The 14447-nt window shown below is 72.1% G+C and carries 13 protein-coding genes and 1 tRNA gene; 4 read left to right on the plus strand and 10 right to left on the minus strand.

All coding sequences use genetic code 11. From position 1 onward, the window contains the following. Positions 1-200: 200 nt before the first annotated feature. Complete coding sequence (locus ABZS64_RS14095; protein ID WP_355827977.1) at positions 201-2015, minus strand: EAL domain-containing protein; 1815 nt, start codon at positions 2013-2015, stop codon at positions 201-203. Positions 2016-2338: 323 nt separating this feature from the next. Here ABZS64_RS14095 and ABZS64_RS14100 point away from each other — a divergent pair, with 323 nt between their 5' ends. Then, positions 2339-3625: a M6 family metalloprotease domain-containing protein gene (locus ABZS64_RS14100; RefSeq protein ID WP_355827980.1), complete on the plus strand. Its 1287-nt coding sequence runs from the start codon at positions 2339-2341 to the stop codon at positions 3623-3625. 61 nt (positions 3626-3686) lie between these two features. Here ABZS64_RS14100 and ABZS64_RS14105 read toward each other — a convergent pair. From ABZS64_RS14105 to ABZS64_RS14135, 7 genes are all read right to left on the minus strand, one after another. After that, positions 3687-3760, minus strand: a tRNA-Lys gene (locus ABZS64_RS14105). Continuing rightward, entirely contained in the window at positions 3751-4407 is a 657-nt protein-coding gene (locus tag ABZS64_RS14110) for a bifunctional DNA primase/polymerase (protein WP_355827983.1), read from the minus strand. Before ABZS64_RS14110 ends, ABZS64_RS14105 begins: the two co-directional genes overlap by 10 nt. 125 nt (positions 4408-4532) lie before the next feature. Next, positions 4533-4874, minus strand: a complete 342-nt coding sequence (locus ABZS64_RS14115) for a hypothetical protein (RefSeq protein ID WP_355827986.1) — start codon at positions 4872-4874, stop codon at positions 4533-4535. A gap of 141 nt (positions 4875-5015) precedes the next feature. Beyond that, positions 5016-6353 carry an AAA family ATPase gene (locus ABZS64_RS14120; RefSeq protein ID WP_355827989.1) on the minus strand — a complete coding sequence of 446 codons (1338 nt, stop codon included), beginning with the start codon at positions 6351-6353 and terminating at the stop codon, positions 5016-5018. Then, a complete protein-coding gene (locus tag ABZS64_RS14125) occupies positions 6350-7936 on the minus strand; it encodes a hypothetical protein (protein ID WP_355827992.1) in 1587 nt (528 codons plus the stop codon). The genes ABZS64_RS14120 and ABZS64_RS14125 overlap by 4 nt, the downstream gene beginning before the upstream one ends. Then, the gene (locus tag ABZS64_RS14130) at positions 7927-9048 is read right to left on the minus strand and encodes a hypothetical protein (RefSeq protein ID WP_355827994.1); all 1122 of its coding nucleotides are present in this window, start codon (positions 9046-9048) and stop codon (positions 7927-7929) included. The genes ABZS64_RS14125 and ABZS64_RS14130 overlap by 10 nt, the downstream gene beginning before the upstream one ends. Further along, on the minus strand, positions 8978-9856 hold the full coding sequence (locus ABZS64_RS14135; protein WP_355827997.1) for a phosphatase PAP2 family protein: 879 nt from the start codon (positions 9854-9856) through the stop codon (positions 8978-8980). The genes ABZS64_RS14130 and ABZS64_RS14135 overlap by 71 nt, the downstream gene beginning before the upstream one ends. A 185-nt stretch (positions 9857-10041) precedes the next feature. Here ABZS64_RS14135 and ABZS64_RS14140 point away from each other — a divergent pair, with 185 nt between their 5' ends. Beyond that, complete coding sequence (locus ABZS64_RS14140) at positions 10042-10638, plus strand: histidine phosphatase family protein (RefSeq protein ID WP_355828000.1); 597 nt, start codon at positions 10042-10044, stop codon at positions 10636-10638. A gap of 28 nt (positions 10639-10666) precedes the next feature. Here ABZS64_RS14140 and ABZS64_RS14145 read toward each other — a convergent pair whose 3' ends face one another. Continuing rightward, positions 10667-12037, minus strand: coding sequence for a tetratricopeptide repeat protein (locus ABZS64_RS14145; protein WP_355828003.1), 1371 nt, complete (start codon positions 12035-12037; stop codon positions 10667-10669). Positions 12038-12276: 239 nt separating this feature from the next. On the opposite strand from ABZS64_RS14145, the gene ABZS64_RS14150 reads away from it, so the two are divergent. Both ABZS64_RS14150 and ABZS64_RS14155 read left to right on the plus strand, forming a co-directional pair. Beyond that, the gene (locus tag ABZS64_RS14150) at positions 12277-12744 is read left to right on the plus strand and encodes a hypothetical protein (RefSeq protein WP_355828006.1); all 468 of its coding nucleotides are present in this window, start codon (positions 12277-12279) and stop codon (positions 12742-12744) included. A 34-nt stretch (positions 12745-12778) separates the two neighbouring features. Further along, the gene (locus ABZS64_RS14155) at positions 12779-13654 is read left to right on the plus strand and encodes a fused MFS/spermidine synthase (protein WP_355828009.1); all 876 of its coding nucleotides are present in this window, start codon (positions 12779-12781) and stop codon (positions 13652-13654) included. Between the two features lie 241 nt (positions 13655-13895). Here the strand turns inward: ABZS64_RS14155 and ABZS64_RS14160 are convergent, their stop codons facing one another. Further along, on the minus strand, positions 13896-14444 hold the full coding sequence (locus ABZS64_RS14160) for a hypothetical protein (protein WP_355828012.1): 549 nt from the start codon (positions 14442-14444) through the stop codon (positions 13896-13898). Between the last annotated feature and the right edge of the window lie 3 nt (positions 14445-14447).

The following is a 14447-nucleotide window of genomic DNA, read 5'->3' on the forward strand; positions in this document are numbered from 1 at the left end:
GGGGCGGGTGTGGGGCCCCCCCCCCCAACCCCCCCCCCCCGCCGGCGTTTGAGGACACGCGCGAAGCGCGTCCGGGGTCTGGGGGCTTGGCCCCCACGCGGCGGAGCCGCAAATGTCACAGCCGGATGGGGGTACCTCCCACGGCCGCCAGGCCGTAGGGGGAGGGCGGGGTGGGGAACACGCCCGCCGCAGGCGACCGTTCAGACGGGAAGCGCGGGCTCACCGATCAGCTCCGCGATCCGCTCCGGCGCCACCGCCCGCGAGTACAGCCACCCCTGCCCCGTGTCGCAGCCGATCCGCCGCAGTCGCGACGCCTGCCCCGCCGTCTCCACGCACTCCGCCGTGACCGTAAGCCCCAGCCGGTGCGCCAGTTGGACCATCGCCTCGACGATCGTCTCGTCCGCCGGGTTCGGGTGCGCCTCGTCCTGGAAGCCGCGGACAAACGATCCGTCGAGCTTCAGTACGGATACCGGCAGCCGGCTCAGATACGCCAAGTTCGAGTAGCCCGTCCCGAAGTCGTCGATCGCGATCTGCACACCCATGTCACTCAGCGCCTGCAGCGCCTGGAGCGGCCGTCCCGCCGAGCCCATCACCGCCGATTCCGTCAGCTCCAGTTGGAGCAGATGCGGCGCGAGTCCCGTCTCCGCGAGGATCTCCGCCACGTCCGCCACCAGGTCCGAGTCCCAGACCTGGCGCACCGCGACATTGACGCTCACGAACAGCGGCGCGGATTGTGGGTGGTCCTTCTGCCACTGGCGGGCCTGGCGGCACGCCGTCCGCAGCACCCAGCGGCCGAGCTGGACGATCGAGCCGTCCTCCTCGGCAATTCCGATGAACCGATTCGGCGCCAGTGTGCCGAACTGCGGATGATTCCATCGCACAAGCGCCTCCACGCCCCGCGTGACCCCGTCCGCCATCCCCACCAGCGGCTGGTACTGCAGCGTGAACTCCCCGCGCTCCACGGCCGGCCGCAGTGTCGAGGACAGCGCCTGACGGGTCATCCGGTGCGCGTTGCGCTCGGGGTCGAAAAGCGTCCAGCGGGCCTTGCCGTCCGCCTTCGCCCAGTACAGCGTGGTGTCCGCGGCCTGCATCAGGCCGGTCGCCGTGGTCCCGGCCACCGACCGTTCCACGACGCCGATCGACGCCGAGACCGACAGCCGCTGCCCGGCCAGGTCGAACGGCTGCTGCAGCGCGGCCAGTACGCACCGCGCCAGATCGGCGAGTTGTTCCGTACCGGTGGAGTCCTCGACCAGGATCGCGAATTCGTCGCCGCCCAGCCGCGCCACCAAGTGCCCGCCGCTGCGCGTGTACCCGTCGCTGTCCGCGCACTCGGTCAGCCGCGCGGCGACCGCCGCGAGCAGCCGGTCGCCGACCCGGTGCCCGAGCGTGTCGTTGACCGCCTTGAAGCCGTCCAGGTCGAGATAGCAGAGGCCGATCCGCCCGGTCGAGCCATGGTCGTACGCCGATGACTCGAGTGCCGCCGACAGCCGCTCGAAGAACAGCGTGCGGTTGGGCAGCCGCGTGACAGCGTCGTGCATCTGGAGATGGCGCAGCCGGGCCTGCAGCTCGCGCCGGTCGCTGATGTCCGCGATGGACAGCAGCACATTGCGGCTGTCGGGCACGGGCGCCACCGTCACCTCGGCCCACAGCGTGCGCCCGTCGGGGTGCTTGAGGCGCCGCGTACAGCGGAAGCGGGACCGGCGGCCGCGCAGCACTTCGCGGTACGCGTGCCAGGTGCGGCGGTCCGACGCCAGGTCCACGAGATCCGCCGCGAACTGTTCTTGCAGGGTCACGGGTTCGGTGCCCAGCAGCGCTGCGAGTGCCGCGTTCGCGGTGACGACGAGGCCCTCATGGTCGACGACCGCCATCGCGAGATGCGCGGCGTTGAACGCGGCACGGTAGTCACGCAGTTCCGCGGCGGTCCGGCCGACATTGTGACGCTCCGTGACCGACGGCCGGATACTCCCGGGGACTGCGACTCCCGCGGGCCCTGTTCCTTCGGAGGTTCCGCTCACCGCTCGCTCCCGCAGTGCAGTTGTGTCGTACAGGGTCGTACAGATGTGGTCGGGAAGAGGTCGGGAAAGTGTGCCGATCATAGAGCCAGGCGCCTGGGCCGTTCCAGCGACGAGGCCCGCGAGCAGTCCCCTCCATGCCCTCGGCCGATCGTTTCTGCACAGGTCATACCCACGCCCGATTCCGTCATGACCGAATGTGACGTTCCGTGAGCCATCGGAGTGTCGCCGGGTCTCGGGCCGGTGTCGGGCCGGTTTCGGGTCGGTCACCCAGGTGGGGCATCGGAACAGGGCGTACTGCCGTAAACCAGCACAAGGTGGTTGAGGTGTCTCCCATTCCGCAGCCGGAGGTCTACGTGGAGGGTCAGCAGTCACCCGAGGGAACACCCGAGGGAGTGGAACGCGTACGTCTGCGCAGTGCCGCGGCCGCGCTCACTTCCCTCATGGCTCTCGCCGCCACGTCGTTGGTCACGGGCCCCGCGGTGGCCTCCACCATGGCGGGCCCCTGCGCGCTTCCCCGCACCTCCGCCCACCACTCCCTGGGCGTCGACACCTGGAACGCTGCGTATCCGCGCCCGGCCCGAACCCTGAACGCGGTCATGCTCTTCGTGTCGTTCCCGGACCATGTGCCGGTGAACTCGCCGGACGAGCTCGCAGCCGACCACTTCCCGGCCACCAGCACGTTCTTCTCGCGCGCCTCGTACGGCAGGTTCTCGCTCAAGGCGGATACGCAGCACCGGTGGCTGACGATGCCGAAGGCCTCGACGGCGTACGGGATACGGCGGGACTGGCAGTCCGAACAGCGAGGCGCGTATCTGCGCGACGCGATCGGCGCCGCCGACGCGAGCGTGGACTTCTCCCGCTACGACATCGTCTATGTCGTCGCTGACCCGGACGCGCCCGGCGTGGACTCCGACGCCACGAAGGTCGTCAACCTCGACCAGCCGCTGCAGGCCGACGGCACCGACATCAAACGGGTCGTCACCGTCTTCGAGCGCCATCCGCCGGACCGTAATGTGCTTGCCCACGAGACCGGGCATGTCTTCGACCTGCCGGACCTCTACCACCGGCCGACGGACGGCAAGGGCGACTGGGACACGTACGTCGGCGACTGGGATGTGATGGGCAGCCAGTTCGGGATGTCCCCCGAGTTCTTCGGCTGGCAGAAGTGGAAGCTGGGGTGGCTGGACCGGAAGGCCGTGCGGTGCGTGACCAGGACGGAGCGGATCACGCTGGAGACGATCTCGGCCGCGCCGGCCTGGGGCGGGAGCCTCGGCACCCGGCTCGCGGTCGTCAAGACCGGCGAGGACACGGCGCTCGCGATCGAGGCGCGCGGCTCGACGGGCAATGACGCGACCACGTGCACGGAGGGCGTGCTGATCTACCGCATCCAGTCTGATTCGGTCTCGGGCGACGGCCCGGTCGAGGTCGTGGACACCCATCCCAAGACGGAGGCGTGCTGGGACGAGTCGGTGTACCCGCCGCTGGCGGACGCGCCGCTGGGGGTGGGTGAGACGTTCACGATGCCGGGGACGCCGGGGGAGCGGACGCGGGTGGAGGTGTCGGACCGGACGCGCACCGGCGCATGGACGGTGCGGATCTCTACGGCGTAGCCCGCCGGGTGCCCGGCGTACGAAAAAGCCCCCCGCTTCCGCGGGGGGCTTTTTCCGTCTGTGCGCCGCCAGGGACTCGAACCCCGGACCCGCTGATTAAGAGTCAGCTGCTCTAACCAACTGAGCTAGCGGCGCCTGCTGACGTCGTAGACCTTAGCATCCTGATCGGCGGGAGGAAAAATCGATATACGGACGCTCGGGGACGCGGCCGCGCGGGCCGCACGGACGCATGCCCAGAGCACCACCTCGGGCCCCGGCAGCCAGGGGTGCCGGGTGTCGGGAGCCACCAGCCAGCGCGGTCCGGAGGCCGTGTGGTCCTGGGTCAGCGGCGGGACGGTCACCGCGTCGCCGAGGCCGTGGCAGAGCATCGGCGGCACCGCTTCGCCCCACTCCTCCCAGTCGAGCAGCGACGGCAGCCGCTGGGCGGTGCCGGGGGCCGTGAAGAGCAGCATCCGGCCGCGGTGCATGGCGACGGGACCGGAGCCGGGCCCTTCCTCCCACAGCCGGTCGAGCATCCGGCGGCCGAAGATCGCGGGCACGTTCACGACGTCGAAGACCGAGCCGCAGGGGAGTACGGCGGGGGCGCTCGGGCGGGTCTCCCACAGGGCGAGCATGGAGCGCGGATGTGCTCCGGCGGAGGTGAGCCAGCTGCCGCCGGGGGGTGTGACATGGGCGACGTGGTGCCGGCCCTCCTCCCTCAGGAGGGCGAAAATGTCGGTTCGGCGCTCGTCGTCACCGGCGCCGGGGGTCAGCAGGGAGTCGTCTCGCAGCCATGCACTCATGCCACAAGCTCTACCCGGAGTGACCGTTCCGTTTCTGAGAGTTGGCGGAAACGGGGACAGGGCGGGGCGGGTGGGAGTATCTTGCGCCCCGGCATATGCCAGGGGTGATGTTCCCGGGGTGGCTGTTACTGCTGGGACCCGTTGCGCAGGAGTTCGCGGCCGAATTCGATCATCTTTTTGGCATAGTCCGCAGTCCACTCCGCCCGCTCGGCGATGTCCGCGGGCGTCAGCCGGTCGAAGCGGCGGGGGTCGGCGAGCTGGGCCGCCGCGAGGGCCTGGAACTCCACCGCCCGGTCGGTGGCCGCGCGGAAGGCCAGGGTCAGCTCGGTCGCCCGGGCCAGCAGATCCCGCGGGTCCTCGATCGACTCGAGGTCGAAGAAGTGCTCGGGGTCGGCGGCAGCCTCGGAAGGCTCGAAGAGCAGCGGGGCCGGCCGCAGCTTCCGCTCGCTCCGCTCGGGTTGCGCCATGTGGTTCTCCTCCTCGCACAGGTACGGCCCCGTCCCGGCCGCCCCCCATTTGACCTTGCTCTCTGACTCTGTTCCCTGGCCGCTCTCTGCCCATGGCCGCCTTCTATTGTCCCGGCCTCCGCAAGAGTGCGTATGGAGCGCTCACGGGGTCCAGCTCACGCGGTGTTCCGCCAGGTGGGCGAGCACCGCGTGATTCGCCTCCCAGCCGTCCGGGAATTTGACCGTGACGCCCAGCTGGACCGGCTCGGTCGAGGGGTGTTCGTCCAGCAGGTCGCTCACGCCCGCCCGGCACACCACGATGCACGCGTGCCGGTGGCGGGACGCCAGTACGCACAGGCGGCCCGTCTCCAGGTGGAACGTCGTCGCGTCCGGGCGGCCGGACAGCGGGTGCAGCACGACCGTGACGTCGAACTCCCGGCCCTGCAGGCGGTTCGCCGTGTCCACCGTGACATCCGCGACGCCCACCTCCGCCAGCGCCGCCCGCACCGCCGCAGCCTGGTCGCGGTGGGCCGTGCCGACCGCGATCCGGTCGGCGGTCACCGGGACCGGGTCGGGCGAGCGCTCCGAGACTGCCGCGCCGCCGCGGTCCAGCAGCCGGCGGACGACCAGCGCCACGGCCCGTACTGCCTCGGGGTCCGTACGGGGCGTATGGCGCGCGGGCAGCTCCAGCAGGCCCCAGCCCGACTCCGCCGCCTCGTCCAGCACCCGGTCCGGGCCCGAGCCGTCGGACGCCACCCCGAACGCGAGCCTCCGCTCGCCCTCACCCGTGCCGCTGCGGAAGGGCGTGTACGGATAGAACGCGTCGGAGACCAGCGGCGCGGCGGACGCCGGAAGCCGCCAGGACACCGGCAGCCGGTGCTGCGGCAGCTCGGGATTGTGGGCGAGCAGCGTGGAGACCGCGCTCGCCGACGGGTCGTACGAAAGCCCGGCCCACTGCTCCGCGCCGACGATCGAGAAGGGGTCCAGCTGCCCGGGGTCGCCCACGAACAGCGCCCGCTCGAAGAGCCCGGCGACGGCGAGCAGCGCGTCGGAGCGCATCTGGTACGCCTCGTCGACGATGGCGTGCCGCCACGGCTCGACGCCTTGTACGTGCGCCCACTTCGCGGCCGTCGAGATGACGATTTCCAGGCCCGCGAGGTCACCCGCCTTGGCGGACTTGCGGACGTTGTCCAGCTCGTCGAGCGCCTTGTCGTACGGGTCGGGATCATTACTGTGCAGCCGCCCGACCGGCAGCTCGGGTTCCTTCTCGGCGAGCCGTACCACCAGGTCGTCCACCTGGGCGTTGGTCTGGGCGATGACCATCAACGGCCGCCCGGCAGCGGCCAGTTCGCGTGCGGCGTTCACCACGAGCGTGGACTTGCCCGCGCCGGGCGGCGAGTCCACGACGACGCCGCGGTGGGCGCCGTGCAGCGTGTCGGCGAGGATCGCACCGGTGGCCCGCGCGGCCTCGGCGGCCGGGTCGAAGGCGTGCCCGCTCACAGAATGTCCTCCGGGGTCACGGGGTCGGGACTCTCCGCCGACGTGCCCGGTGGCCCGCCGTGGGTCCACGGGGTCTCCTCCGGGTCCGGAAGCTTCGGGCCGCCCCGCTGGTCGTGCTCGAACAGGGTCCAGGCGATCCGGTCGCCCTTGTCTGGCACGGAGCCTTCCGCCGGGTCCTTGGAACGGCCCATCCGGTCGGTGAGCCGCAGCACCAGCGTCCCGTCCGCCTCGTACCGTACGAACTCCGCCGTCTGCGGCTTGCCCTCCAGCGAGCGGTACACCTTCGCCCGCTCGCCCAGATGCGGCCGGTCGTCCGTACGGACCGTGAGCAGCGGGCGGGGGCTCGGCCGCTTCGACTCGGACCAGGCCATCACGACGTCGGTCACCTCGCCCAGGAACGCCTCGCCCGCCAGCCTGCGCCCGGCAAGCACCAGCGGGTCGTCCAGGGCCTCCTGCGCCTCCAGCTGGGCCTGCGCCGTCTCGCGGGATGCCAGCTTCTGCGCGGCCGTCACGGCATCGTCGCGTCGCGGCTGCGGCGGCTCGCCCGCGCGGACGCGATCGCGGTGCGCGGTGAACGACCAGCGGTCCCGAGTCCAGCGGTCAGCCGCCCGCGATCCCTCCGGCAGCGCGCGCAGCAGCTCCAGGCTGCGCCACACCGCATGCCACGTGGGCTTGAGCTGGGTCAGCAGGAGGCGGCGGATCTCCCGCTCGGCGAGGGTCAGTTCACCCAGCCGGGCATCCGCCTCGGCGCCGTCCTCCGCCGCGCCGAGCGCCTGGCGCGCCCGGTCGTACCGCTCCACGGCGGGGGCCAGCAGCCGGTTGTCGAAGGCCGGATCGGTGGCCGGTCCTGCGGGCGGGCACAGCAGATGGCCGCGGGCATCACGCGCCAGCTCCGCCCGCAACGCCGCCTCAGCGCCCCTCTCGCCCGCGGGTGGGTCGATCCAGGCGAGCAGCGCCCCCAGATGCTGGTCCTCCAGCGACGACTGGCCGGTCGCCCAGTGCCGCCCCAGCAGATCGGTCGCGGCGAGCAGCAGCGAGGAGCCGGGCACCCGGGCCCGCTCGCCGTAGTGCGTCAGCCAGCGGCCGAGCAGCGGGACGCGCGGCGGCGCGGGATGGGGCGCCTCGGGGTCCTGCTCTGCCGTACGACGGAAGCGCATCGAGCGGCCCAGGAGCCGTACGAAGTCGATGCCCGCCCGGCCCGGCACGATCAACTGCGGTGCGTCCGCGCACAGTTCGACCTCGACCTTGACCCGCTTGCCGGTCTCCGGGTCGGTCTCGTTGCGCTCGGCGGGCTCGACATCGTCGGCGTACGCATCCAGATGCGGCAGCACCGCGTCGGCGAGCTCGGCGAGGAAGGTGAAGCGCAGATCGCGGTCGCGCGGCTGCGCCACGACCAGCAGCCGCGGCTCCTCCTCGTCGGTGCCGACCAGCGCGCCCAGCGGCGCCCCCGCCTCACCGGCCGTCGTCAGCGGTACGAGGACCAGCGGACGCTCGGACAGATGCCGGTGGCGCACCGTCGCGAGCGGCGTGGCCCGTCCCGACTCCACGGCCTCGAGCCGGGCGAGGGTGGAGATCAGCGACATCCGGCCGCCTCCAGGGCCTCGGCCCGCAGTGCGGCGGCCCGGCGCAGGGCAGCGACCGCCGGGTCGTCCGGATCGCCGGAGGCGCCCCGAGCAGCGGCCAGGACGTCGCCGATGGTCGTCAGCCCGCCGAGCTCGCCCCGCACCCCGCGCCCCAGCGCCTCCACCGCACCCGACTCGCGGGCCCGGTCACGGCAGTGGAAGGCCAGTTCGCAGGCGGCCAGGCACTCGGGGGCGTACGCGGCGGACACCGACTCGACCGCCGCCGTCAGCTCTTCGGCCGGGCGTTCCACATCAAAGGTCGTGCCCTTGGGCAAGGCCGCGGCGATGTCCTCGATCCGGGTCAGCCGGGTCAGCTGGCGGCGGGTGACCGACAGCTGCTTGCGTACGTCGATGACGGACGCGGTGGGCAGATTGGAGAAGTCCTTGGGGCAGACCAGCAGGACCGAGTGGGCCACCTGCGCGCCGCCCGTCAGCGCGGCGACCCGCTCCAGCGCCAGGACGTAGACCGCCGCCTGGCGCGCGGCCGCGCCCACCTTCGCCGCGTCTGCCGATGCGTCGATCATCGGGAACGACTTGATCTCGACGACCGTCCACTGCCCGTCGGGATGGACGACCACAGCGTCCGGCTCCAGATAGGCGGGTGAGCCCGCGACTTCCAGCGCCAGCATGGGGTGGTCGAGCAGCGTCCACGCCTTGGCCGCGGTCGCCTCGCGCAGCGCCAGAGCGGTGCGCGCGGCCCGGCCCTCGGGTCCGGCCGCCGACAGATCGGGCACCCGGACCCCGGCCGGGGTGTCCACACCGAGAAGCCGCGTCAGCTCCTTGCCGCCGTCGGCCTTGACCTTGGCCTCGAAGGCATTGCCGCGCATGAACGCGAACTGGGACTGTCCGAACGCCGCCGGAGACCCGAGCGCGGAGGCGAGCGCCGCTTTGTCCACCCCGGCGCCGTCCAGCAGCGCGCGCCGCTTGCAGCCGGGGTTGGCGGCGAGGGCGGCCAGCGCGCGGGCGTCGAGCGGATGGGGCTGGGCGGCGGGGCCGCGCAGCTCAGCGAGCCGCTGCCGTAGTGCTGTCGTCGGCGCCTGCGGAGGTGGTCCGCTGTCCAGGGATTCGCTCACCCGCGGAAGTCTCGCATCCGGCACTGACAATCGGGGACTTCGAGCCGGAAGGGGCGAGCGCGAACCGCGTGCGCACGCGGTCGGCGAGACGCAGCGCGGGCCGGGTCAGCAGCGCGCCGACGCCCATCACGGCGCATCCGGCGACCGCGTCCAGGAAGTAGTGGTTGGCCGTGCCCATCACCACGAGCGTGGTGAGCAGCGGGTAGGCAACGCCGAGCGCCTTCATCAGCGGCGTACGCCCGTGCCGCCACAGCATCACGCCGCACCACAGTGCCCAGCCGACGTGCAGACTCGGCATCGCGGCGTACTGGTTGGTCATCCCGCCAAGGCCGCGCGGCGCGCTCGCCTCGCCGCCCCACCAGCCGTACGAGCTGTACTGCGCCATCGTGTCCACGAAGCCCTGGCCGGCGTCGAGGAGCCGCGGCGGGCAGGTCGGCAGCAGTGTGAAGCCGACCAGGCCGAGGAGCGTGGAGAGCATCAGCCAGGTGCGGGCGGCACGGTAGCGGGCGGGGCGCCGGCGGAAGAGCCAGATGAGAATGGCCGGGGTGACCAGATAGTGCAGCGAGGCGTACGCGAAGTCGGCGGGTATGCCGAGGGCGGGGGTCTGGCTGAACAGGCGGTTGAGGGGGTGTTCGGCGTTGAGGACGAGTGCCTTCTCGGCCCGGAGTATCGCCATGCCGTGGTCGACCGCGGTCGTCACATCACCGCGCGCGAGCAGCCGGCCGGTCGAGTACGCGGCGTAGACCACAGCGATCAGCGTGAACTCGGTCCACCAGCGGGGCCGATGGCGGGTCGCGGTGTACGGCATCCGAACGCTTCTCCAGTTTGTGTTCAGGCGGCCATCGGCCACCGATCAACCGTACGGTGTACGAGAAAGTGCTCGGGCGCCGGGTCCCGACCTGTAGTGGGACGCTGAGATCCGCCCGGAGGTTGCCCTGCGTTCAGGTGCGAGATGATGGGACGACACCGCTCGTGAACCTCAGGAGAGCCCTCATGGCACCGCGCATCCTGCTCGCCCGGCACGGCCAGACCGAGTGGTCGCTGCTCGGCAGGCACACCGGCCGGACGGACATCCCCCTCCTCGAAGAGGGCAGGCGCGGGGCGAAGCTGCTGGGTGAGCGGCTGCACCGTTCCCCGTGGTCGGGCCTGCAGGGCGTCGAGGTCCGCACAAGCCCGCTGGTGCGGGCGAGCGAGACCTGCGCGCTCGCGGGGTTCGCGGAGCGGGCGTCCGAGTGGGACGCGCTGATGGAGTGGGACTACGGGGCGTACGAGGGCCTGGCCCCGGCGGCGATCTGGGCGGACCGCCCGGACTGGTTCATCTGGCGCGACGGCGTCCCCGAGGGTGAGACTCTGGCCCAACTCGGCGCCCGCGCGGACGAGGTGGTGGAGTGGGCCCGCTCGGCGGACCGTGACGTGCTGGTCTTCGCGCACGGCCACATCCTGCGCGTCCTGGGGGCGCGATGGCTGGGCTTGGACCCGTCGTTCGCGGCGAGGATCCGGCTGGATCCGACGTCGCTGTCGGTGCTGGGGTGGGCGTACGGCGAACCGGCGGTGGACCGCTGGAACGACACGGGACACATGGAGTTCTGAGGGTCCCGCCGACCGGGGCTGCGCGTACTCAGACGCGCCGCACCACATCCCCGTGCCGGTCCAGGAACGCCCCCACGCCCCCCGCCCTGCGCTGCGACAGCAGCACCCGCGCCGTGTCCGTCAGCATCGACTGGATACGGGACGACTTGACCTCCTCCAGCAGGTCAAGCACCTGGTGGCCCGCCTGGGCCGCCTCGGCGGGGGAGCCCGCGCGGGCCAGGTCCAAGGCCAGTTCCGCGCGGTACAGGGCCAGGTTGCGGGTGAAGCGGCGGTCCTGGAGGGCCGCCGCCCGGTGTGCGTGGCGGGCCGCCCGGGACCATTCGCCCAGCGCCGACCAGCACTGGGCCTGCAGCGCCTCCAGTTCCGGCTCGGCGAAGAAGGACATCCACTCCGGGTCCGCGTCCGCGGCTCCCCGGTCGAAGTACGTATGCGCCCGCGCCAGGGACTTCTCGCAGGCGCTGCGGTCCCCGAGCCCTGCCCAGCCGCCCGCCTCGCGCAGCGCGAGCAGCGAAAGGAGCCGCGGTGAGGCCAGCCGCCCGGCCGCCCGCTGCCCCGCCTGGGCCGAGCGCACCGCCTCCCGGTAGCGGCCCGCGTCCCGCGCCAGGAACGACGTGTTGCAGAAGGCGTGCGCCTCGAGCGCGCCGTCGCCCGCCACCCGCGCCGTCGCCAGCGCCTCCGCGTAGTGCGAGCGCGCATCGTCGACGCGGCCCGAGTCGTGCGCCAGCCAGCCCACCGAGATGGCGAGTTCGCCCGCCCCGGCGTGCAGCCGGTCCGCGGTGGAGCGACGTGCCGCCGTCCCCTCGTCGAGCAGTGCGTACGCCGCCCGGAGCGGCTGCGCGGCCCGGCGGTAGAGCCCGTCCGCGCCGTGCCGGTCGTCGAGCAGCCGGATCCGCCGTACCGCCTCCTCGACGGCGTTGACCTCCGCCTCGCCGACCCGGCGCTGGTTGGGCACAAGACCGAGTCCGAGCCCGAGGGACGCGGCCGCCACCGTGGTGGTGCCGCTCGTCATGAATGCGCGACGCAGCACGTCGCTCTCCTCGTCGATGTCGCTGTCAATGTCGAAGGGGCAGAAGGGGTGCGCCGGTTCGGGTACCCGGCTCCGCCCGCCCCGCACCCGTTCCCGCGCGGTGAAGCCCAGGTCCGCCAGCGTCAGACCGTGGAACATGTGCAGGAACACCCGCTCGTACGCGTAGTTCGGGCAGCGGATCTCGCCGGCCTCGACCCGCCCGATGTAGCGGGCGTCGCACGAGACCTGCTCGCCGATCTCCCGGGCGGCCTTGCGTACCGCCGCCGCGAACTCCCCCGGCGAGCGCTGCCCGCGCAGCCCGCGGAAGGCAAGGTTGGGAACCGCCTGTGATGCCTGCCGTGCCTGCCCAGATGCCTGTGACGACGACGCCATGGCCGAGCCCTCTCTTGGTGCACCGTGTTCCGGCGGAGCAAGAACGTACCTGCTGTGACGGGCCGCACACGCAGGGTTTGCCTACAAAAGGGATATCTCCCCCTCGATCTGCCATGAACTGCCATCCTTTGCGGCGGCGTGCCGCCGTAGCCCTTGACGCGTACGGGCGTTGAACCATCCGGAGGCGCGATACGTGTCTCCACTCGAGCGAGGAGGGGATCCCCTTGTTGGAGGTCGGCATGGAGACCAGCACCCTTGGCGGCTCACGCACGACTGCGACGACTGCTCGCCACAGGCCAACACCCGACAGCAGCGCACCACCTCACGGCGCACCCGCCCACACCCCGCCCGTCGACTCCGCCGAGCCCTGCGACCTGGTGACCGTCCCCGCCCGACAGGGGCTCGAAGCGGTCGACATCCTGCGTCGCGGCGCCGCCCCTGCCGTCGGCCCCGTACTCCACGACGGCACCTGCGACACCCTCGGCTTCCTGGTGCCGCCCGGCACCGCCGACGGCTGGGACATGCCGGGCAGCGCCTGTACGCAGACCTCGGGACGCGGTCTGCGTATCCCCGCCGAGCCCCCGGTCACCGGCTCGGGCTGGCTGCTCCCGCCGGACGACTCGGACCCGGTCACCGACCCGGCGGTGCTGCGCGAGGCGCTCGGCGAGGCGGCCCGGCTGATCGAGGCCGCCGACAACTGCCGCTGAGCCCCCTCATCGGCTCTGTGCCGATAATGGGCTGATGGCAAAGAGCAAGCGGCGCAGCCGTACGGGCGGGGCAGGCAGCCCCGAACCCGTCGTCGAGCAGGTGGGCGGCGGGCTCGCCGAGCTGATACCCGACCGTGAGCGGCCGCGCGGCTGGACACTGCTCATCGACGGTGCCCCGCAGTCCCATGTCGACCTCGACGACCCGGTCCATCTCTCCTTCGAGTACCAGCGCCGCCTCGGCCATGTCATCGATCTCGCCGCCCCGCCCGGCCGCCCCCTTCAGGCCGTTCATCTCGGCGGCGGTGCCTTCACTCTCGCCCGCTACATCGCGGCGACCCGCCCCCGCTCCACCCAGCAGATCGTGGAGCTGGACGCCCAGCTGGTCCAACTGGTCCGTCGGCAGCTCCCGTTGGACCCGGCCGCGCGCATACGCGTCCGGTCCACCGACGCCCGCGCCGGGCTCGGCAAGGTCCCGGACGGCTGGGCGGACCTGGTCATCGCCGATGTCTTCAGCGGCGCCCGCACACCCGCGCATCTGACCAGTACGGAATTCCTCGCCGAGGTGCGCAGGGTTCTTGCGTCGGGCGGGTTCTACGCCGCGAATCTCGCCGACGGGCCGCCGCTGGCGCATCTGCGCGCCCAGGTCGCCACCGCCGCCACGGTCTTCCCCGAGCTCGCCCTCGCCGCCGATCCGACCGTGCTGCGCGGCCGCCGCTTCGGCAATGCGGTGCTGCTCGCCTCGGACGTCCCGCTGCCCGTCGCGGAACTGACCCGCCGCGTGGCGGGCGACCCGCACGCCGGACGGGTCGAACACGGAAGGGCGCTGGCCGACTTCACGGGCGGCGCGGCCGCGGTCACTGATGCGAGCGCGAAGCCGTCACCCGTACCGCCGCCGGCCGTCTTCCGTTAGGGCCTGTCGTTCGGATCTTGCCGGGCTCGCGTGCCCTGGCACGCACTCCCCCGTAGCCCTTCGGGCACGGGAGGTGCCCCCACGCCGCGTTGTCGTCAGTCGCCGACGCTCCGCGTCGGCTCTCCCCCTGCCTTCGGCGGGGGGACCCCCATCCTCCGGCCTGCGATCGCACGCACCGCAGTGACATCAGCCGCTCCGCGGCGGGCCGCTCACTGATCCGGCCTGATCCAAACGACAGGCCCTAGCGCTCGTCGAACTCGACCATCGGCGGATGGCCGTTCCACGTGCAGAAGACCGAACTCTCGCGGCCGTCCTTGGTGAACGTCACCCGGATCCACTCCGGCTGCTTCCAGACCTGCATCTGCCAGCCAGCGTCCGGCGTCGCCGACACCAGTTCTGCCGACACCTCGCCGATGTCGAAGACGACCCGGCCGCCGTCGACCGTGTAGCCCTTCACGTTCCCTGACGACGGTGTCGACGAAGGGGACTGCGAGTAGGCCGGTTTCGACGTGCTCGGCTTCGCGGCGGACGGAGTGGCCGACGGTTTACGGCTCTTGTCCGGTGTGGCCGATTTCGATGCTGTCGTGCTCGGCGGCCGCCGGGTGCTGGAAGCCTGCGGCTTCGCGCCCTGCGTGGTCGCCGCGTCCGCGCTGATCGGCAGTGCACGCGGCCGGTCGTACGCGGTCCCGGACATGACGGTATGGACGCCCCACCAGGAGAGCGTGACCGCGGCCCCGGTGGACAGCGACCACGCCATGGCATGTACGAGTCCTCGATGCATCGGGGCCATACT

It is taken from the genome of Streptomyces sp. NPDC005408 (assembly GCF_040606445.1).
In the GTDB taxonomy this organism is placed as follows: Bacteria; Actinomycetota; Actinomycetes; order Streptomycetales; family Streptomycetaceae; genus Streptomyces.